At 61.4% G+C, this 19,024-nt stretch carries 21 protein-coding genes, 3 pseudogenes and 1 other annotated feature; of the genes and pseudogenes, 9 read left to right on the forward strand and 15 right to left on the reverse strand.

The window, feature by feature from the left end:
- Positions 1-83: 83 nt before the first annotated feature.
- From ACFFUC_RS11765 to ACFFUC_RS11775, 3 genes and pseudogenes are all read left to right on the forward strand, one after another.
- Positions 84-1,118 (forward strand): annotated as a pseudogene (locus tag ACFFUC_RS11765) (IS110 family RNA-guided transposase).
- 614 nt (positions 1,119-1,732) lie between these two features.
- Positions 1,733-1,909 (forward strand): annotated as a pseudogene (locus ACFFUC_RS11770) (transposase); the annotation flags it as partial.
- Positions 1,898-2,059: an isoaspartyl peptidase/L-asparaginase gene (locus ACFFUC_RS11775; RefSeq protein WP_465263094.1), complete on the forward strand. Its 162-nt coding sequence runs from the start codon at positions 1,898-1,900 to the stop codon at positions 2,057-2,059. The pseudogene ACFFUC_RS11770 and the gene ACFFUC_RS11775, both read left to right, overlap by 12 nt.
- Before the next feature lie 73 nt (positions 2,060-2,132).
- Here ACFFUC_RS11775 and ACFFUC_RS11780 read toward each other — a convergent pair whose 3' ends face one another.
- From ACFFUC_RS11780 to ACFFUC_RS11805, 6 genes are all read right to left on the reverse strand, one after another.
- Positions 2,133-2,717 (reverse strand): protein-tyrosine phosphatase family protein, encoded by a 585-nt coding sequence (locus ACFFUC_RS11780; RefSeq protein WP_377686456.1) that lies wholly within the window; start codon positions 2,715-2,717, stop codon positions 2,133-2,135.
- On the reverse strand, positions 2,707-3,765 hold the full coding sequence (locus ACFFUC_RS11785) for an MBL fold metallo-hydrolase (protein WP_377686457.1): 1,059 nt from the start codon (positions 3,763-3,765) through the stop codon (positions 2,707-2,709). Before ACFFUC_RS11785 ends, ACFFUC_RS11780 begins: the two co-directional genes overlap by 11 nt.
- Positions 3,753-5,411 carry an ABC transporter permease gene (locus ACFFUC_RS11790; RefSeq protein WP_377686459.1) on the reverse strand — a complete coding sequence of 553 codons (1,659 nt, stop codon included), beginning with the start codon at positions 5,409-5,411 and terminating at the stop codon, positions 3,753-3,755. Before ACFFUC_RS11790 ends, ACFFUC_RS11785 begins: the two co-directional genes overlap by 13 nt.
- 75 nt (positions 5,412-5,486) lie before the next feature.
- Positions 5,487-6,455 (reverse strand): ABC transporter substrate-binding protein, encoded by a 969-nt coding sequence (locus ACFFUC_RS11795; protein ID WP_377686461.1) that lies wholly within the window; start codon positions 6,453-6,455, stop codon positions 5,487-5,489.
- Positions 6,446-7,621, reverse strand: coding sequence for an ABC transporter ATP-binding protein (locus tag ACFFUC_RS11800; RefSeq protein WP_377686463.1), 1,176 nt, complete (start codon positions 7,619-7,621; stop codon positions 6,446-6,448). Before ACFFUC_RS11800 ends, ACFFUC_RS11795 begins: the two co-directional genes overlap by 10 nt.
- A 199-nt stretch (positions 7,622-7,820) precedes the next feature.
- Positions 7,821-8,753 carry an IS5 family transposase gene (locus tag ACFFUC_RS11805; RefSeq protein WP_377686465.1) on the reverse strand — a complete coding sequence of 311 codons (933 nt, stop codon included), beginning with the start codon at positions 8,751-8,753 and terminating at the stop codon, positions 7,821-7,823.
- Between the two features lie 50 nt (positions 8,754-8,803).
- Here ACFFUC_RS11805 and ACFFUC_RS11810 point away from each other — a divergent pair, with 50 nt between their 5' ends.
- Together ACFFUC_RS11810 and ACFFUC_RS11815 are read left to right on the forward strand one after the other, a co-directional pair.
- Positions 8,804-9,133 (forward strand): zincin-like metallopeptidase domain-containing protein, encoded by a 330-nt coding sequence (locus ACFFUC_RS11810; protein WP_377686467.1) that lies wholly within the window; start codon positions 8,804-8,806, stop codon positions 9,131-9,133.
- A gap of 172 nt (positions 9,134-9,305) precedes the next feature.
- Complete coding sequence (locus ACFFUC_RS11815) at positions 9,306-9,614, forward strand: hypothetical protein (protein ID WP_377686468.1); 309 nt, start codon at positions 9,306-9,308, stop codon at positions 9,612-9,614.
- A gap of 204 nt (positions 9,615-9,818) precedes the next feature.
- Here the strand turns inward: ACFFUC_RS11815 and ACFFUC_RS11820 are convergent, their stop codons facing one another.
- From ACFFUC_RS11820 to ACFFUC_RS11835, 4 genes are read right to left on the reverse strand one after another with little or no spacing between them, the layout of a single operon-like run.
- Complete coding sequence (locus ACFFUC_RS11820; RefSeq protein WP_377686469.1) at positions 9,819-10,145, reverse strand: hypothetical protein; 327 nt, start codon at positions 10,143-10,145, stop codon at positions 9,819-9,821.
- On the reverse strand, positions 10,138-10,752 hold the full coding sequence (locus ACFFUC_RS11825) for an AAA family ATPase (RefSeq protein ID WP_377686470.1): 615 nt from the start codon (positions 10,750-10,752) through the stop codon (positions 10,138-10,140). Before ACFFUC_RS11825 ends, ACFFUC_RS11820 begins: the two co-directional genes overlap by 8 nt.
- Entirely contained in the window at positions 10,749-11,015 is a 267-nt protein-coding gene (locus tag ACFFUC_RS11830) for a hypothetical protein (RefSeq protein ID WP_377686472.1), read from the reverse strand. Before ACFFUC_RS11830 ends, ACFFUC_RS11825 begins: the two co-directional genes overlap by 4 nt.
- Positions 11,016-11,018: 3 nt before the next feature.
- Positions 11,019-11,813: a replication initiation protein gene (locus tag ACFFUC_RS11835; RefSeq protein WP_377686473.1), complete on the reverse strand. Its 795-nt coding sequence runs from the start codon at positions 11,811-11,813 to the stop codon at positions 11,019-11,021.
- 407 nt (positions 11,814-12,220) lie between these two features.
- Between ACFFUC_RS11835 and ACFFUC_RS11840 the strand changes: the two genes are divergently transcribed.
- Together ACFFUC_RS11840 and ACFFUC_RS11845 are read left to right on the forward strand one after the other, a co-directional pair.
- Positions 12,221-12,367, forward strand: coding sequence for a hypothetical protein (locus ACFFUC_RS11840; protein WP_377686475.1), 147 nt, complete (start codon positions 12,221-12,223; stop codon positions 12,365-12,367).
- A 64-nt stretch (positions 12,368-12,431) separates the two neighbouring features.
- Positions 12,432-12,593 carry a cold-shock protein gene (locus ACFFUC_RS11845; RefSeq protein ID WP_377686488.1) on the forward strand — a complete coding sequence of 54 codons (162 nt, stop codon included), beginning with the start codon at positions 12,432-12,434 and terminating at the stop codon, positions 12,591-12,593.
- 479 nt (positions 12,594-13,072) lie between these two features.
- Here the strand turns inward: ACFFUC_RS11845 and ACFFUC_RS11850 are convergent.
- The 3 genes from ACFFUC_RS11850 to ACFFUC_RS11860 all read right to left on the reverse strand — a co-directional run bounded on the left by ACFFUC_RS11850 (position 13,073) and on the right by ACFFUC_RS11860 (position 15,113).
- Positions 13,073-14,301, reverse strand: a protein-coding gene (locus ACFFUC_RS11850; RefSeq protein WP_377686476.1) for an IS3 family transposase whose coding sequence is annotated in 2 segments (ribosomal slippage) — positions 13,073-14,013 and positions 14,013-14,301 — 1,230 coding nt in all. Because the reading frame shifts where the segments join, the coding sequence is not laid out codon by codon here.
- Positions 13,904-14,020: a sequence feature (AL1L pseudoknot), on the reverse strand. It overlaps the preceding gene by 117 nt.
- Positions 14,302-14,545: 244 nt before the next feature.
- On the reverse strand, positions 14,546-14,872 hold the full coding sequence (locus ACFFUC_RS11855) for a BrnA antitoxin family protein (protein WP_377686477.1): 327 nt from the start codon (positions 14,870-14,872) through the stop codon (positions 14,546-14,548).
- Entirely contained in the window at positions 14,859-15,113 is a 255-nt protein-coding gene (locus ACFFUC_RS11860) for a BrnT family toxin (protein ID WP_377686479.1), read from the reverse strand. Before ACFFUC_RS11860 ends, ACFFUC_RS11855 begins: the two co-directional genes overlap by 14 nt.
- Before the next feature lie 338 nt (positions 15,114-15,451).
- On the opposite strand from ACFFUC_RS11860, the gene mobC reads away from it, so the two are divergent.
- Together mobC and ACFFUC_RS11870 are read left to right on the forward strand one after the other, a co-directional pair.
- Positions 15,452-16,012 carry a plasmid mobilization relaxosome protein MobC gene (gene mobC / locus ACFFUC_RS11865; protein ID WP_377686480.1) on the forward strand — a complete coding sequence of 187 codons (561 nt, stop codon included), beginning with the start codon at positions 15,452-15,454 and terminating at the stop codon, positions 16,010-16,012.
- Positions 16,005-17,852 (forward strand): relaxase/mobilization nuclease domain-containing protein, encoded by a 1,848-nt coding sequence (locus ACFFUC_RS11870; RefSeq protein WP_377686482.1) that lies wholly within the window; start codon positions 16,005-16,007, stop codon positions 17,850-17,852. Before mobC ends, ACFFUC_RS11870 begins: the two co-directional genes overlap by 8 nt.
- Before the next feature lie 55 nt (positions 17,853-17,907).
- On the opposite strand, the pseudogene ACFFUC_RS11875 reads toward ACFFUC_RS11870, so the two are convergent.
- Together ACFFUC_RS11875 and ACFFUC_RS11880 are read right to left on the reverse strand one after the other, a co-directional pair.
- Positions 17,908-18,260, reverse strand: a pseudogene (locus ACFFUC_RS11875) (transposase); the annotation flags it as partial.
- Positions 18,261-18,384: 124 nt separating this feature from the next.
- Positions 18,385-19,024 (reverse strand): IS5 family transposase (locus ACFFUC_RS11880; RefSeq protein WP_377686483.1); only part of this gene is annotated, 640 nt, incomplete at its 5' end.

Below are 19,024 nucleotides of genomic sequence, written 5' to 3' on the forward strand. Positions count from 1 at the left end.
AGGCGTTGATGATGGGTTGGGTAGCCCCTCCTGACGGCACCTGTGTGCCATAATGATCCAGACAGGATCAGGAGGAATTGGCTATGAAGGAAGTCTCGATCATCGGCGTTAACCTGGCGAAACAGCTCTTTCAGCTGCACGGAGCGACCGCAGAGGGCGAGGTCGTGTTTCGCAATAAGCTGTCACGCAAGCAGTTTTTCACCTTCATGCAGTCGTAACCCGGGTGCGTTATTTCAATGGAAGCCTGCGCCACGGCCCACCATTGGGCGCGAACCTTGACTGCCATCGGGCATGAAGTACGGCTGATCGCCCCGAAATTCGTCAAGCCGTATGTGAAGAGCCAGAAAAACGACATGGCGGATGCCGAGGCGATCGCGGAGGCGGCCAGTCGGCCGACCATGCGATTCGTCGAGGTGAAGACCCCGGAGCAGCAGGGGCTCGGCATGATCTTCAGCCTGCGGGATCTGCTGGTCGGGCAACGAACACAGGTGATCAATGCCTTGCGCGGACATCTCGCCGAGTTTGGGCTTGTCACCGGAAAGGGTCGGGAGAACGTGGACAAACTGCGGACCGTTCTGGAGCCGGGCGCAGGATCGGACGATCTTCCTGCTGTGGTCCGCCACATGACGCAGCTTTGCTTTGACCAGATCGACGGCCTGTCGCAGCGGATCAGCGAGCTTGATACGCAGATTGCGGCGGCCAGCAGACGTTCGCGGTTCTCGGCCCGACTGCAGAAGATGCCCGGAATAGGCCCTGTCACCGCGATGGCACTAGCGGCTTTCGCACCGCCGATGGATAGTTTCCGTAAGGGCCGGGATTTCTCGGCTTGGCTGGGCCTCGTCCCGCGACAATATTCTAGCGGCGGGAAGCAGAGGCTTGGACGCACGAGCAAGTCGGGTCAGCGCGATATCCGGCGCTTGCTGATCATTGGTGCGATGGCCGTGATCTCTGGGGCCAGGATTCGGCCACCTGCCGAAAGCTCCTGGTTGGGTCGGATCCTGGCACGTAAGCCCCGGATGCTTGCCGCGATCGCGCTGGCGAACAAGATGGCCCGCATGCTGTGGGCCATGATCACGAAGAATGAAGAGTTTCGAGGGGGACCGCTGATGGCGAATTGACCAGGTCAGCAGCACCGTCTCGAATATGCGGGAGAAGCTGAAGCTTGTATGAAATCGATCGGACAGATCGGGGTTGGGAAAACCAGTGTCACATGGAGAGCTTCGAGCTCGTTTTGATGTTTTGACCACAACCCGCGGATCCCATACCGGCCATGGAGCACCGCGCTCCGACAAAAGGCCTGACACATGGACGCATTCGACCGTATGATGCCAGCCGAGGCGACAGCCCGCTAAAACCGGGGCTACCCACACATGGCCCACGGTGACGTCTACAGGGCTCCGGCCGCAGCGGTGTAAGCCGTCAAGGTCGCGAGGACGTCGGAGCGGAAGAGGGCAAGGAGACGTTTGGCGCAACGGTCGTGAGACGGGATCAGAGGAACCAGCCTGCAACAAAGTGCCTTCGAGCACGCGGCGTTGATTCGGAACCTGATCCGCGAACACCATACGGGACCGCGGCATGACGATGGCCGCAACAGAGGCCGGATACATGTCAGCACCCGACACCGCGCAAAACTGATCTGCAAACCCTCTTGCGCAAGGGGCGGTTATACATGTTGCAGAACTTGCCGCTCCGCAGGATTCACGAAGCGAATCTTGTCTGTTAACATCTCGGCATGACGAAGCCCGCTCCATCCCGCTACCGCACGAAGAACTGGAAACCATATAACGAGGCGCTGAAGCGGCGTGGCTCGCTGCTTGTCTGGCTGGACAGGGACATGGTTTGGCTTGCTCCCAGGGGTGGACGTCCGGGGCGTCCGCCAGTGTTCAGCGATGCCGCCGTGCAGTTCTGCAACATCGCCGATCTGACGCCGAATGACGGCTCGGGCGGGGTGATCTGCGTCGACCGCGACGGCAATATCTCGATGCCCTTCAACTGCGAGGGCATGTATCGCGGCATGGCGCGCGCGGGCGAAGGTCTCGAGACCTTCATCTACCGCTAAGCCTTTGCCTTGATTGGGCAAACCAAGCTCATCCCTGCCTCGGGGGTGAGCTTAGCCTTTCGCCCGAACAGCACTAGCCGCGCAGCAGAGCCTGCAGCCCGCCGCTGGCCAGCACCGCCTCCGCCAGATCCAGCATGGGCGGCAGCGGATAGGTCTCGGAATTGCCGCGCGCCTTGCGGATATGCGAGACCGCGCTCGCAAGCGTCGGGAAGGCCCCCGCCGCGCGCAGATGCAGATAGATCGCCAAAACGATAACCGAGCGCGAGCGCCCGCCTCGGCAGTTCACCAGCACATGTCCGGCGCGATGGGCGGGATAGTTCGGCTTGCCGGGGCTCGCCTGCGTGACCAGCCCTTCCAAGGCCAGAACGGCAGCGGCCAGGTGGGCGGGCGTGTTCCCGAGCCCGTCGATCAGCCCGACTTTGGCGCGGCGCATATGGGTGCCGTCCGGCAGCTCTAGCGGCGGCACGTCGATGTTCAGCGACACATTCAGCGATGAGGTAATCCCCGCAGCCAGCAGCGCCGCGCCGTCTTGGGCTCCGGTCAGATTGCCGACATAGAGACGGCAAATGCGGCCTTCGGGTAGGGTCAGCTCATGGACCGGCACAAGGATCGGCGCGTCATTCTCGGCCCGCTCGCGGGTGGTTTCTTCAACCAGCATAGGTTCGGCTTTCTTCTGTCTGTAGGGCCCTGCCCGGTCGCCAGACCGAGGCCAGTGCCTTTGCAAGTTCAGGGGCGGCGTCCAAAGCGCCGAAGGCGGGGATCAGATGTTTGGCGCGCGTGACCTCGGCCAACCAGATCTGATCACGGGCACGGGGATGCACGTTCCAGTTCTGACGCGTGGCACGTCCGGCCGCGACCAGCTCTGCCGCAGCACTACCGGGCGCGACATGGCCCGTAAAGATAAAGCGCCAGTCGCGCGGGTCGGCGATCAGGCAGGAGACCAGATCGCCCGGCCGCTCGGTATCCGCCGCGATGATCAGATCGCCTGCGCGGGCCTCGGCGGCGGTCGCGATTTGGCGCAACTCGGGCAATGCGCCCTGCATCTCGGTCCGGATCTGCGGGCAGATGGCGGGCGCGAAGCCAAGCCCGGACAACCGCAAGGCGATATCCGCGCCACGCCCGAGGATCGGCACCGGCAGCACCATGCCGGGCCGGATGCTATCCGCCAGCACCTGCACCTGATCCACGAGTGTCTGATCCCGCTCGCCATAGGAGAGATCGGTGATCACCAGATCCGCCGGAGGGGGTGGGTCGAAGGGCAAAAGCCCGGATTCGCGGCTCCAATCGCCCATATAAAGCGCGCCACCCTCGGCCGGCAGATGCAGCCAGATGCCGCCCATGGCATGGCCGTTGCGCCCGACCGTAACGGGCAGATCCAGCAGGCGAGCGGGGCCTTGCAGCGGCAGGTCACGGCAAGCCTCGGGCGGCAGATGCAACCCCAGAAGCGGCAGCGCGTCAAAGGTCGCGCGGGTGGCGTAAACCGGCGGGCGGCCCAGCTCTGGCCACAGATCAATCGCCCCGACGTGATCAATATGGGCATGCGACAGGAAGATCGCATCGACCCGGCCGATCCCCTCCAGATCCGGGCGCTGGCCCGGCGTCGGCCCCTCGCCCAGATCTAAAAGGATGCGCCGTCCGGCGATCTCCAGCAGGAAGGCCGCCGGAGATTTGCCGCCAAGGCCGCTGAAAGCCGTCAGAACTGCCATGGCAACACCCCTTTCGGAAGGAAGCGCGAGAGCACGGTCGAGAGCAGCATCAGCAGCAAAACGCCAAACACCATCAGGCAGCCGACAGCAGCGGCAAGGGTCGAGGCCCCGCCCTCTTCAAGGAAGATGATCATCGGCCCGATGGTGCGGGTGCCGGAGGAAATCAGCAGGATCGAGGTCTGGATCTCATTGATCGCGGTCATGAAGACGATCACCGCAGCTGCCACCGCGGTGGGGGCGATCAGCGGCCAGATCACGTCGCGCATCCGGCGCAGAAAGCCCGCGCCTGCGGCCTGCGCGGCCTCTTCCAGCGCGCGGTCGATCTGGGCATAGCCCGACAGAACCGGACGCAGCGCGAGCGCGAAAAACCCCGCGACATAGGCGGCAAGGATGATCCAAGGCGTGCCGTAGATCGAGATCTGCGTCCCCGGAAAAGGCCGCAGGAACAGCAAGATCATCGCCACGCCCAAGGTGATGCCGGGCAAGGTATAGGCAGCCTCAGAACCGAAATGCAAAAGCCGCACCAAAGGCCCGCGCCGCCATGTCAGGAAATAGCCCAGAAAGACCGCAGCCAGCATCAAAAAGCCCACGGTTGCCAGCGTCAGCCAGAGCGAGGTGACAAAGGCATTGCGCAGCGAGACCTGCTGAAACAGGGCCGAGACATAGTTCTTGAGCGTGAGGGTTTCAGCTGTCAGCGGCAGGCCATAGGCCGTGACCAGCGAGGTCTGCAAAAGCGCCGATAGAGGCAGCAGCAGCGACAAGATCAGATAGGCCCAAAGCAGCGCCGCAACCACGGCACCGGCGCGGCCCAAGGGCAGCATCAGCGGGCGACTACCCAGATCGACGCGGGTATCGCTGCGATCACCTGCACGCGCGGCCAGCAGCACGCCTGCCACGGTCAGGGCCGTCAGCACCATCGACAGCGCCGCCATATTGGGCAAGGCGCTCGGCCCCAGCCCGTTCAGCTGCTGATAGATCTGGGTGATGAGCGTGGGCACGCGGGCCGGAATGCCCAGCATGGCCTGAATGCCGAAATTCCCGATGGCCGAGACAAAGGCGAGGCTCGCCGCAGCCACCATACCGCCGCGCGCCAAGGGCAGGATTACGGTCAAAAGCACGCGCAAGGGGCTCGCCCCCGCCGCCCGCGCAGCCTCGGCCAGATTAAGCGGGATACGGCGCAGGCTCGCCTGCAGCGCCAGATAGACCAGCGGCGCGTTATAGATGCCCAAAAGCAGGATGATGCCGGTCGCGGAATATAAAGGATGCCGCGTGCCCGCCTCCATGGAAAGGCCAAGCGCGCCCAGAACCGGGCTCGAGGGTGAAAAGGCCTGAATCCAGGCCATGGCGATCACCTGCGGCGGGATCATCAGGGGCAGAACGAAGGCAAAGACCAGCGCCGATTTGCCCCTCAGATCGGTCTGCACCATGATGAGGGCGAAAACCGCGCCGATGATCAGGGAAACCAGCGTCGAGGCCAGCGAAATCCGGATGGTGTTCCAGATCGCGGCTCCGGTCTGCGGACGCGAGAAGAGCTTGGCCAGCCGCTCGGTCGCGAAAGCGCCATCAGCGAGCAGCGCCGCCCCCGCCAGCCGCAGCATCGGAGCAAAGGAAACCGACAGGATCAGCACGGCCAGCAGCGCCAGCACGATCCCTTCGGAGGATATTCGGAAAAGGGGCGCGCGCGGCGCCCCTCTGCTTTGCGGGGTCGAGGGCATATCCGCTTAGCCGCCGAAGATTTCGGTGAATTTGGCGCGGGCCTCGGTATCCTCGGCGACGGCGCGGTCGGCATCGAGCGCCATCAGCTTGATATCGGCCAGCGCGGGCATCCCCTCGGGCGAGGCAATCTTGGGATCGACCGGCATATAGCCCTGTTCGGCGGCAAGCTTCTGGCCGTCCTCCGACAGAACGAAGCTGACGAAAGCCTGTGCTGCCTCGACCTGATCGGTGCCCGCAACGATCGCTACCGGCTCGGTAAAGAAGGTGGCACCTTCGGTCGGATAGACGAATTCGACCGGCGAGCCCGCCTTTTTGGCGCGCAGCACATCGGCGTCGATATTGACGCCATATTTCATCTGGCCACCCGCGACGGCCTTCAGGACGGGGCCATTGCCGCCCTCGGGCACGACCCCCAGCACGTTCAGCCGCTCGTAATAGGCCCAGCCTTGCGTCGCGTCCTGCAAGAGCGAGTGCATATGGACCAGTGCAGCCCCCGAGTAAAGCGGGCTTGGGGCCACAATCTGGCCCGCATTGGCATCTTGGAACAGGTCAGCCCAGCCGGTAACGGGCGTGGCGACCTGGGTGTTGTAAACGATCCCGGTCGAAGAAATCTTGGTGCCGAAGAAGGTCTTGTCGGCGTCATACATCAGCGGGTCGATCCCCTCGAGCGGGGCCTCGGGCCAAGCCAGCAGCAGCTTTTGCTGCTTCAGCGTGCCGAGGTTGATGCTGTCGGCAACCAGCAGCACATCGGCCTTGATGCCGCCAGCCTGCTGCTCGGCTGCCAGAATATTCATCAGCTGCGAAGTGCCGTTGCGCATCCATTCGACGGTGATGTCGGGATGTTTGGCCATGAAAGCATCGACAGTCTGCTGCGCGATCTCTGGGGATTGCGAGGTGTAAAGCGTCAGCGTGGTCTGCGCGGAAACCGCAGTCGCGGACAGCATCAGGGCAAGGGCGGTGGCAGTCAGGCGCATTGGAATTGCTCCGTAAGATGCGGGGAGAAGGTAGAATTCGGTGCCGCGCCGAAGGCAGAGGGGGCGGGCGCAGAGATGCCAAAGGAAGGGGTGCCGGACAGCGGAATGGCCCAGAGGTCGCGAAACGCCAGATCAAGGCGCGCGCCGGGCTCGGGCGCGGCAGCGCTATCGGGCAGCACCACCGGCACGCGAAGCGAGGGGGCGGCCTCGGGGCGCAGCTCATAGGACCAGCTGCCGCCGCGATAGGTACGCGCAGTGACGCGGGCGGGGATCGAGACCTCGCCCGGATGGGCAGGCTGGATATCGGCGGGATGGGTCGAGGCCATGGCCAGCGGCCGCGAGACCTCGCCGCCATGGCAGCGCAGCCGGACGCGCGCGCCAAGCAGATCGGCGGTCGCAAACCCATTTCCGATGGGGCGCAGGTTCTCGACAGGCAGCAAAAGCCCATCACCGATGAAGCTTGCCACGGTGGCATCGGCAGGCTCGCGATAAAGCTCTCGGGGGCTGGCGCATTGCAGGAGGCGCCCCCGGTCCATCACCGCGATACGGTCGGCCATCGCCATCGCCTCGGATTGGTCATGGGTGACATAGACCAGCGTCGCGCCGCTTTCGCGGTGGAAGCGGCGAAACTCGTCCTCCATGGTGGCGCGCAGATGCACATCGAGATTGGCCAAAGGCTCATCAAGCAGCACCAGATCCGATCCAGCGGCAAGGCAGCGCGCCAGAGCAACCCGCTGGCGCTGCCCACCCGACAGATCCGCCGGGCGACGGGCAGCAAAGGCCGTCAGATTGACGGTACCCAGCGCACGCGCCACGCGGGCCTCACGCTCGGCGCCCGGCAGGCGTGCCACTTTCAGCGCGTAACCGACATTCTCGGCCACCGACATATGCGGCCAGAGCGCGTAATTCTGAAACACGATACCGATGCCGCGCCGCTCGGGCGGGACCATGACCTTGCCGCCTGCAACCAGCCGGTCGCCCAGGGTGATGGTGCCCTCATCGGGGCGATCAAATCCCGCAACCAGCCGCAAAAGCGTGGTCTTGCCACAGCCCGAGGGCCCAAGCACGGCCACGAACTCTCCCGCCGCAATCTCGAGGTCGATGCCGGTGAGAACCTTGGTCTCGCCATAGCTTCTGCCGATGTTAGACAGCCGCAAACCCGTCATGCCGCGATGTCCCTTTCCAGTCATTCCGGCGCGACCGATACAGCAGCCGCATGACAGAAAGGTGGCTGTTTAGCGAAACATTCGTGAAGCTGGGTGGGGGTAGTGTAGGGGACGAAGCCGCAGCTTTGGTTTATGCGTGCCTCAAGACTCTGTTGCACAAATCGGGTGATGGCCGAGGCTCGCCCTTCCCCGGACGGACTTATCCGACAGCTTCCGTGACGGGTATGCCGAGCGCGATGTAACCGTTCAGGACAGCGATACGGACCTGGAGTTCGGCGACCTGGCGATCGAAGTCCCGCGCCATGAGGCGCTGACCCAGCAGTTTCACACAATGCATCTTTGTTTCGACGCGGCTTCGGCGGTGATATCCGCTCCATCGTCGCCAGAGGGCGCGCCCCAGATATTTCGCGGCGCGAAGGGCTTCGTTTCGGGCCATGGCTCCGGCTGTGACAGCCTTCCAAGGCTTCGCGTTCTTGCGGAGCGGGATGACGGCATGAGCGCCGCGATCAGCAATCGCATCGTGGCATTTGCGAGTGTCGTAGGCGCCGTCTGCCGTGACGCTGCCGATCTCCTGGTCCTCCGGGATTTGACTGAGAAGATCGGGCAGAACGGGCGCATCACCAATGTGGCTCCCAGTGACCTCGACAGCTCTGACCTCCAATGTTTGCTCGTCGATCCCGAGATGAATCTTGCGCCAGACACGCCGCTTCGGGCCACCGTGCTTGCGCGCATGCCACTCGCCTTCGCCCTCGACCTTGATACCGGTGCTGTCTATCAGCAGGTGCAACGGCCCTTTGGAACCACGATACGGGATGTTCACGGCGAGGGTCTTCTGTCGGCGGGACAGCGTGCTGAAATCCGGCACTGCCCAGTTCAGGCCGACCAGCCGCAGCAAGCTCTCGACGAACCCGGTCGTCTGCCTGAGCGCCATGCCGAACAACACCTTCATCGACAGGCAAGTCTGGATAGCGGCATCGCTATAACTCTGCTGGCGGCCACGCCCGCCTGATGGTGCGGCATCCCAGATCATCTCGGGGTCAAACCAGATCGTCAGCGAGCCGCGGCGCTTGAGCGCTTCGTTATAGCCTGGCCAGTTCCTGGTCTTGTAGCTCGGGGGCGTGGGTCTGCTCATGAACCACAGCTACCACACTGGATTCACAATATGAATCCATCACCCGATTTGTGCAACAGAGCCGCGCGGCGGGCTACTTTTCGACCCTCGCTCACGAGGCAACGCACGCGACGGGGCACTCATCGCGCCTTGATCGGTTCACCCGCTTTGCGGACCGCAAAGCTCTTGCGTTCGAGGAACTGGTCGCTGAATTGGGGAACGCTTTTCTATGTGCTCGTCTTGGCCTTGTCCCTGACTTCGACCAATCGGCCGCATACTTGCAAAGCTGGCTGCGCGCCCTCGCCGACGACAAGCGCCTGATTTTCAGGGCAGCGTCGGAAGCACAAAAGGCGGCCGATTTCCTGTTTGCCACGGCCACCGAGGAAAGGGCCGCAGCATGAGCGGCCCCCCTCCCCTGCCCCGGCTGACTTGCCGCAAATGCGGCAAGTCTAACCCTGCCGTCTACTTTGCGCCCGTCAGCGTGGACGGCATCGGCACCTGTATCTGTTTCGTTTGCCCCGAGGCGCGCGGCTGGCTCGATCGGGCGGGCGATCTCAAAGAGGGCGTATGTCTATGAGTGGTGATCAAGAAGAACTGTTTCCCGATACACCTGCGCATGACTCGGAGGGGACCGTCTGGTGGGCCGGAAATTGGCAATGCCGCAATTGGCATGGCTATTTGCAGCATCGCGAAGGCGGACAAGGAAACTGGTGTTTCCTTGTCCACTCTTTCGGCGGTGATCCCGAGGCTGATGGAACGGCATGGATTCACAAGATAGCCGGAAAAGAAGAAGTGCCGATTGATGGAAGTAGCCGACTTTTGGTCCGTGGCCGTCTATACGGCCGTGAGCATTGGCACCATCAAAAGGCCGCTGCCCCGTGAAAACCGGGGCAACGGCGCGATCATAGGAAAGTACGGCTGGGGTGACCACTCACGCTGGTCTGTCTGCGTCAGACCAGCGCGGGGGTCCGGGCCTTCGGCCCAAGCCGCAAGGCGGCACATGGTGCCGCGAAGTACAGGTCCCAATACCTATGTTTTTTCGCGCTAAAAATTTACCAATTTCCCACTCGGACAATTCGCCAATTTTCAGAGATCGATATCCTTCACCAGCTTGGCGATATGGTCCTCGAGATAGTCCTGCATCGACACGCCCTTCTTGAGCAGCCAGATCTTGAACTTGGCATGCGTCACGGGATCGAGGCCGAAGCTCGGGCGTGCCTCGGTCGCTGTGCGGGCCTTGGGTGGCCTGCCGCGCCGTACGGGCCTCTCGACCGGCGCAGCGGCTGGCTTGGGCTCGCTGCGCTTCACGGGGGCTGGTTCAGCCGCCCCGCGCTGCTCCACGCCTTTGATCGGCTCCGGCGGCGCGCTGGCGTCAACCATGCCGTCGAATGAGAACCCGCCCTTCTTAGCCATTGAGCAGCCCCTTCACATAGTCCCACAACTCGCGCGCCTCGCCGGCTGCCTTCGGGTCGCTGGCCTCGGTCACGCCCTGCCCTGTCGCGGCGGTCTCGGCATAGATCACGCGCATGGCGGCATTGACAGGCGCGAGCTTGCCGTATTGCGCCAGAACCCGCGCCGCCTCGTCCGTTACCTTGGCCCGCGGCGATTGGGACAGCAGGAACGCGAAGTCGGATCCGGCCTCGCGCGCAGCGCGCAGGGTCGCCCCAACGGCGCGCAGGTCGTGAGGCGACGGACGCACGGGGATCAGTACCAGATCGGCCTCGGCCATGACGGTCGTGAGCCATTCAGGCGCGGCCGGCGGCGTGTCGATCACCAGAATGTCGAAATGCTTCGCCAATGCGGGGAGTGCTGCCTTGACCTGTTCGGGCGCCGGATCGGTGTCGGGCATCTGCGGCCACTCGGCGTCCCGCGCCTCCCACCAGCCGCGCAGGCTGCGCTGCGGGTCGAGATCGACCATCGCCACGCGAAGCCCGTCCTGGCTCGCGGCAACGGCCATATTCATTGCGGTGGTGGTCTTACCGGCCCCGCCCTTCTGTGATGCGACGACGACCGTTTTCATTCTTCAATTTCCCCATTTCCCGCGCTGTGAATTTCCAGAGTGGAAAATCCGGCGCTCTGGCAAGTTGTAAATTTCCCGAGTTCTAAATTCCCCGAGCCATAGCGCACCAAATTTTCAGCTTCCGCAATTTTCCACTCTGGAAATTTACTAGGCTCCAGAGCGGCAAATTCACCGCTCATCGAATTTTCCACTCTGGAAATTGTCCGCTCTGCAATTGCGATTGCCTGCACCTGCTGCCCCGCTGTAACTGTGCTTATCTGCACGATTTAATCTTCCTCGGTAACTTCCTCTGGGGCAGGGAGCCCGCGCACCTCGGCATAAGCCTTGCGCTGATCCTCGGGCCCCTTGAGCGCCCATGCGATTTTGATGGCTCCGACCTTGCGCCCGATCTTCACCGGCTCAAAAGCGGCGTGAAACTCTGCCAGCCTGTTCACCTCATCAAAGGCGGGCTTGATCGCGAACTTGAGCAGGTTGGAGTAGGTGGAGAGCTTACCAGGCTCAACGCCCAGCATGGAGCGGAACTGTTCGATCTCGAATGTCTCGGATCGGATGTAGGTTAGGCGCGCTCGCTTCGCGACGATCTCATAGAGCGCCAGAGCATATTTGCTCGAGACTGCATGGATCACGTCGAGCTGCAGCTTTGCGAAGATCTGGCTGTCGCGCAGAAGGTCAACGAGCAGGGGGTCGAATTCATAGGTCAGGTAGCCGCGGCTGTTCTTGCGATCGGCAATCGTGGTGCGGCCGAGTAGGGGGACCAGCTCGACGCGATCCGCAGACCTGATAGTGACAATGGTCCGCATCAGCGACTTGATAGCCGAGGTCAGGCGGTCATTGCCGGCATGTGAAAACTTGAGGTCTGCCAGCGGTATCGTGAAGCGCTGGTGCGGCACCGCCATGTCTGGGCCGTGGGCATTATGGAGCAGGAGGTTGTAGGCGCGCCGCGCGTTGAGCGTGAGCTTTTCGGCGCCATCCACCTCGACCAACTCCGCAGGCTTGAGCATCTCGCCATCGTTCGGCCTCAACTCAAAGGTTGAAGCCGTAGTTTTTGGGTCGATATCCATTCCAAGCCGTAGCTGTTCCATGGGAGCAATAACTACGGGTTTTCATTACCCCGTCAAATGAATCCGTAAACCCGTAGTTTTCGGGTCGAAGTGCGGGAAATTCAGGGATTGCGGCCTGACCGACCCGATTTCTACGGGATAGCGACCCGATTCCTACGTTTTGAGGCAATATTTCGACCCGTTTCCTACGGGCTTCCGACCCAATAGCTACGCTTTCGCTGTTTTAAACATTCAATATCAATATGTTGCTGGTGATGAAGTAGAAGAAAAAGAAGAAGAGAAGATTCCGAATTGGGGGACATCCATGCCGTCACCTATTTGGTCAGCTATCGATAAAAGCCACTTTTCGCCTTGCAGTGACCAGAACGTAAAGCGAACATCTTAAGGTTGCATGGAGGGCGGTAACGATGATCGAAGAGCTTTTGAGCAAGGGTTATGGGGTAGAAGACATTGCTCTTGAACGCGGGCTTCCCATCGAAGCGGTCAGGGATATCGTTGCAGCATTGCGAGAGGAAGGCCGTTTGGCCGAGCTTATTCGAAAGGGCAGGGCGTAGAGCAACCCTCCGAGACGAAAAAAGACGGCCCCCAGCGTCAGCCGAGGGCGGAGAATAGAAAGCCATAGCTTTGGAAGCTGACCAGGGCGGCGCTGATGTTTTCGTCCACATTTCTGCGGTTGAACGCGCAGGCCTGACTGGTCTGGATGACAATCAGGCCATTTCCTATGAAGTCGAGACCGGCCGTAACGGAAGAAGCTCTGCCATCGACCTCAAGCTCATCTGATCGTGATGTTTAGACCCGCTCAAAGCGGGTCTTTTCTTCTGTATGGGCGATCAGTCGGGTCGCGACCAGCCGCCAGCAGTGAGTAGATGGGGTCGATTCATAGTGGACTATATTCCACCTCGACTTCGTGCCGACCTTCATGACAACAGGATTGTGAACTCGCCGAGGCAATTCAACTGCAATAGAAGCTCGACCGTCTGCAGCTGATCGAGCAGGGATCGGTCGTCCGAAGAGGTGGACCTTCAAGTGTCGGCGGTGCGACGTGGTACCTGCCTTCTCGTTTCTGGTTCGGCCGGATGGGTAGGGGGGAGCGCGATGGCGCCGAGAGAAAGCGGGAGGGAGGATGAGCGCTCCTATCGGAGTTTTGCTTTTGCCTCCCGCAAACGACCCCGAAAGGGCCGATCGTTACGTATGCCTCGCCGCCTGCCAAAGGCTTCGCCTGAACCGCGCCGAGTTTGCCGGAGGCTGATTTGTGTTAGTTACGCGGCCATGTCTTCAGTTTCCAGAGCGGCGTAGAAGTTAGCCTCTGCTTCCGCCGGAGGGATGTTCCCGATCGGCTCGAGCAAGCGGCGGTTGTTGAACCAGTCGACCCATTCGAGGGCGGCATATTCGACGGCCTCGAAGTTGCGCCACGGCCCGCGCCGATGGATGACCTCCGCCTTGAAGAGGCCGTTGATCGTCTCGGCCAACGCGTTGTCGTAGCTGTCTCCGACGCTGCCCACGGATGGCTCGATGCCGGCCTCACCCAGCCGCTCGGTGTAGCGAATGGACAGGTATTGCGATCCGCGGTCGGAATGGTGGACGAGCCCCGCGCCCTTGACCGGGCGGCGATCATGGACAGCCTGTTCAAGAGCATCGAGCACAAAGCCTGCGTGAGCTGTCTGGCTCGCCCGCCAGCCGACGATCCGGCGTGCGTAGGCGTCGATGACGAAAGCCACATACACGAAGCCCCTCCAAGTGGCGACGTAGGTGAAATCGCTAACCCAGAGCATGTTCGGCGCTGGAACCCTGAACTGCCGGTTCACCTTGTCCAAAGGGCATGGAGCCTTTTTATCCGGCACTGTCGTTCTGTGCGGCTTGCCGCGGATAATGCCTTGAATGCCCATATCCTTCATCAGCCTGGCGACTGTGCAGCGGGCGACATCGAAGCCTTCCCGATCCAGCTGACGCCAAACCTTGCGCACGCCGTAGACCCTCCAGTTCTCCTCGAACACGCGCTCGATTTCTGGCCGCAGGACTGCGTCGCGCCGGGTGCGATCCGACAACCGGGCCGGATCGGCACGCTTCGCCAGGTGATCGTAGTAGGTGGACGGGGCGATCGGCAGAACCCTGCAAATCGGCTCGACCCCGTGCTCCCCTCGCTGATCGTCGATGAATCCGACCATCACTTCGACCGGAGGTCGAGCTCCGCCATCGCAAAATATGCGCTCGCCTTGCGCAAGATCTCATTGGCCTGGCGCAATTCCCGGTTTTCCCGCTCCAGCGCCTTCAACTTCTCCGCCATGTCGGTCGGGATGCCAGCGCGCTTTCCGCTGTCGACCTCGGCCTTTTTGACCCAGTCGTTCAGCGTCTGGGGCGCACAGCCAATCTTCGCCGCGATCGACATGACTGACTGCCAGCGCGATCCATGCTGACCTTCATTGTCGAGGACCAAGCGCACCGCACGTTCGCGCACTTCGGGGGAAAACTTGTTCGTCGTCTTGCTCATGATGCTCCATCCTACTCAGGAGTTGGAGCCTCCGGCAAACTCGGCGCGGTTCAGCCTGCCGGGTTGGCTGTCAGATGAGCGGGGCTCATGCGATCAGCGCGTAATTTTTTGTGGCGATGATGGATTGCCAGCTCGCGCTCGCCGCACAATTTCACGGGCAGGGTAAAGATCTTCTCGCGGTCGGCGGTGGCCGATCTCTATACCTTGTTACGCTTAGAGCGCTTCCGTCTCGCTCTGCTTGAGGTCACGATCTCGTGGCGCTCATAGAGGAGGTGGACAGGTGCGCAGCCTTGCGTAGCGCCTCATTCATGCGCGTTTGCCAACCATCGCCCCCGCGCTTGAACGCTTCGACCACATCAGGGTCGAGTCGCAGGGAAACGGCAACCTTCGGATTGGCCGCCTTCGGACGCCCGAGACTCTTACGCGTCTTCTCTGCCGCTTCCGGGAAGGCGGCCACAAAAGGCCGTGCTGTCGAAAGTTCTGCGTCGGTCAATTCACGGCTGTCCACGGCTTCCCAATCTTCGCGGGTGTAGCCGTGCTCAGTGGCGTGCTTGGGGTCAAATTCCTTCATGGATTTGTCTCTCCTTTTTGCTGGCAGAACGAAGCGAGATCACTGACAGGGCCTCAGTGCCAAGCTCCATATAGATCGTCACTACCGTGCCCTTCTTCAACGTGCCGATCGCGGCGAGGCGTTCAGAGTGGGCCCGGATGATCGTTGCCGACAGAAAGAACTCAACGGTCAGATCAGAGAAGTCAAAGCCATGTTTCCCGATGTTCGCCCGACGCTTCGGTTCGTCCCAGGCAATCTTCATTTCGTTTGTTCGCTCGCTCTTTAGTTTAATGTACATACAAAAAACGAGCGTTTCAACACGTATCTGTATATACGTAAAGCTGAGAGGCGTGCATTTCTCGGAGTTTGGTCGCTGGCATAGGCTTAGCCGATCTCGGCGGCGACAATTGAGGGATCTCCGTCCCAACTGCAGATGACATTTGACGACATTGCCTCTTTGTGCCGCGGCGATCCATAACGGGCATTGCCTGCGCCTCTTGGCAACTCGGTCCTTTCAATCGAAACGGTCGTTGACGATTAGGACATAATTCGACATAAATAGGACATGGCAGGAAATGCAAATTGTTTACTTAACAAATTATGACGACAGCCAAGCACAGCCGCCTCACCCCAAACCAGCGCGATGACCTCACTCGGCGCTTGAGAGCTGGTGAGAAAGCAGCGGCGCTCGCGGCAGAGTTCGGGGTGTCGCGATCTGCCGTCAGCCAGATCAAAACGCGTGGTGAACGCACCTCCCGAGCGACAACTTCGAAGGGCGCTGTCGTCGCTGTCCGGCTCTCTCCAGCTGAGCTGGATGCCCTGAACCGGTTGAAGAAAAGCGCAGGAACGGAGACGAATGCGGATGCGATCCGCTCGCTTTTGCGCATGGCGGTCGGTCTTTTGGAGTTTGAACGGGATGACGAAACCCGCCTCGAAGAGATCCGGACCGAGCTGCACAAGATCGGGGTGAATGTGAACCAGATCGCTTTGGCGGCGAACCGTGGGCGCACCGATCTGCTCCAGCACCAGTGGAAAGAGCTGAACGAGTTGCGTCGGTCCTTGCCGGAAGTGCGGAGCTACCTGAAGGCGGTGGTTGACGAGCAGCGCCGCAAAGGCATCCGTCTCTACGAAAAGTTCGGAGAGGGTAGGGGGGATGTCTAACTCAATTGCCCGCGATCTGATTGGCGAGATCGAGTTCCGCCGCACCCTGACCGGGGCTGCGCGCTCGCTCACCGATGTCGGTCGCAAGGCGAGTAGCGCCTTCGGTTTCACTGCGAAAGCCCGCAACCTCTGGCGCATGGCGCAGGGGGCAAACGCAGTTGTCCTCAAGAAGATCTCGCGTGGAGGCACCCATAGCGCCAAGCAGCTCGGCAACCAGTTCGATTACCTCTTCGGAAAATCGACCTCCCTCTTCGGCAATATGGTCGAGCATGATCCGAACGGCCGGTCCTTGAGCAAAGAAGAGCGCAAGGAGATCGTGGAGATGTGGAGCGACGCGTGGAGCGGCGCGCCCAAGAATGGGCAGACCACGCATTTGCTTTTGTCCTTTCCTGCCGATCTGTCTCCCAAGAAGGCCAAGCTGATTGCCGAGGCCTGGGCATCGGAGATGTTCCAATCGGGTGCCCATGCGGATGATGAATGGGCCTATGTCGCGGCGCTGCATACCGATCGGGCCAACCCGCATGTCCATATCGTCGTGAACAATCGCGGGGTCGAGAACGGGACGTGGTTCTTTATGTCCAAGAGCCATGTCTTCAATCTGGCTATGATGAAGGAGCGGCTTGTCGAGATCGGGGCCGAGGATGGGGTCCATCTGGATGCGACCTCGCGTCTTGAACGCGGTATCCTGAGCTACGGCCCATCGCGAGCCGAGATCGAGGGAGCCAAGCGTGAGCACCGTCCGGTGCGTGAGCGGATGCGCGAGGGCAGGGCGCTTCAGGATGCTTTGGCCGAGATCACGGTCAACGCGGCGCTGATGCGCAGGTTGGCGGGTTACGCCGATCAGGTGTTGAAGGCAGAGGTTGCGGCCAACTTTATCAAGGCTGCGTCGATCCTCGAGCGCGGCGGGATCATTCTTCCCAAAGACATGGAGATTTCGATGCAAGAGCAGACTGCACAGACCAGCTCCGATCTGCGCCAGGAGTTTGCTGGCTGGTTCGAGAATGCTGAAGAACGGATTGCCCAAAAGGATGCCCATAGACGGCAGGATTTGCGTCGCCAGCTTTACGCGGTCAGCGGCAATATTCTGGCGTCACTGGGCGATGACCGAGGGGCCGAGTTGATGCGGCGCGGTCCGCGTGCCGCAGTCTACCAGACACAGTTGGAAAGCGGGCAGATCACGCGCGACGGCACAGCCGCATCCGTCTCGCCGATTGCGTCTGCGGAGATGCGGAAGGGCATTCAGGCTGAAGCCGCCAAGATCGGGATTGGATCTGAAGAAATCGCACGGCGGATTGAGACCGGCGCGGGCAATGCCTGGCAAGAACGTGAATGGATAAAGGCCGATCTTCTTGCTGTTGCGGAAGCGAAACGGTTGGACCTGATACGCGAGAAGGATCGAGGGCTGGCGGCCGAGTTGGTGGACGGGTTCTATTCACAGGCGGCCAAGATTGTGGACCGTGCGCTGGAGCATACGCATCACCACACCAACGACAGACTGACCCGCACGCTCCAGAGCATGGCGCAGGGCGTGGCCCAAGGGCAGGATCTGCAGTTCGGGCATGAGGAACAGGCCGAACGGTTCACCCATGATCTGAGAGAGCGATATGGCAGCGATGTTATTCGCCGGATCGCCAAGGGTGATGATCGCGCGCTTGCAGTTGATTTCCCCGATGCCGAGAAGCGCAAGGAAGTTGCTCTGTCCATCCTTTCCGCCGCGAAAAGTCATCAGAGCCTCGGCCTGTCCCTGCGCGAGGTCGAGCAGAGCTTCGAGCGGTTGCAGCAGCGTGAGGGTGCAGTGCAGGATCGCATCAACGAGCGCGATGATGGCTGGAGTGCCTGAAGTCATGGTCGCATAACTAACCGAAATCAGCCTCCGCCAAACTCGGCGCGGCTCAGTCGGCATCATAGCCTCGGTCGGCCAGCAGCCAGCCCGCTTTCGGCACGCTGTCCAATCGTGCAGCCGCGCCGGTATAATCGCTGACCCGGCCGGCCGACATGAAGAACCCGATCGGCAACCCCTTGGCATTGGCGACGGCGTGCAGCATGGTGATCATGCTGCCTTTGGTGCGACCGATCTGGAGCCCGCGCCCCCTCTTTTCACGCACAGGCTCGACGCTGTGCGGTGTGCCTTGGGATACCTGCGCAGGCACACTCGAACACATGGCGTTCGCCCGCTCATTTTGATCATGATCATCTTGTTCGCGGCGCTCTCATTGGCCAGGCCAACCATGATCCGGGTGAAGCCACCTCGAGAACGGCCGAATGCTTGGTCGCGCGTAGGATATCGTTGCGTGCTCCGGCGGCTGGACAGTCCTCCTTGGCGTTGTTGCAGAACTCGTGGTCATGACGAGTTGCCCCCTTCCCCTGAGAATTTAGGCGACGCGCTCAATCTCGGCTTGGCCGAGTTCGTTGAAGCGGTTCGTGAGGGCGATGCGGATGTGGGTTTCTGCGGTCTGGCGGTCGGGATCTCGTGATGCGATCCTCTCTCCGAAGGACTTGATGCCGCGCATCTTCGCCTCAATCCGACTTCGAACATGATAGCCCGACCAGTTCTTCCAGATCGCGCGCCCAAGGTGCCGTGTGGCGCGCAGGATGTCATTGCGCGCCCTCGCGGCAGGGCAATCCTCCTTCCAGAGGCGCCCGTTCTTGCGGATGGGTATGATGGCGTTGCCACCACGATCGAGGATTGCGGCGTGGCAACGGCGGATGTCGAAGGCACCATCTCCGGTCACGGTGCCGATCAGCTGATCCGGGGGGATCTGGTCCAGCAGGTCCGGCAGGATGGGGCTGTCGCCCTCTCGGCTTGAGGTGAATTCCACGGCCCGGATGTCGCCGGTGGCCGTATCCATCGCCAGATGGACCTTGCGGTATTGGCGTCTGCGAAGGGTGCCATGTTTGCGGGCCGGCCATTCTCCGTCGCCCAGGAACTTGATGCCGGTGCTGTCCACCAGTAGCTTCAGCGGACCTGGCGCCCGGCGGCTCGATATCCCGACAGAGATACTCTTCTGCCTG

It is taken from the genome of Paracoccus cavernae (assembly GCF_042430175.1).
Taxonomy (GTDB): domain Bacteria; phylum Pseudomonadota; class Alphaproteobacteria; order Rhodobacterales; family Rhodobacteraceae; genus Paracoccus; species Paracoccus cavernae.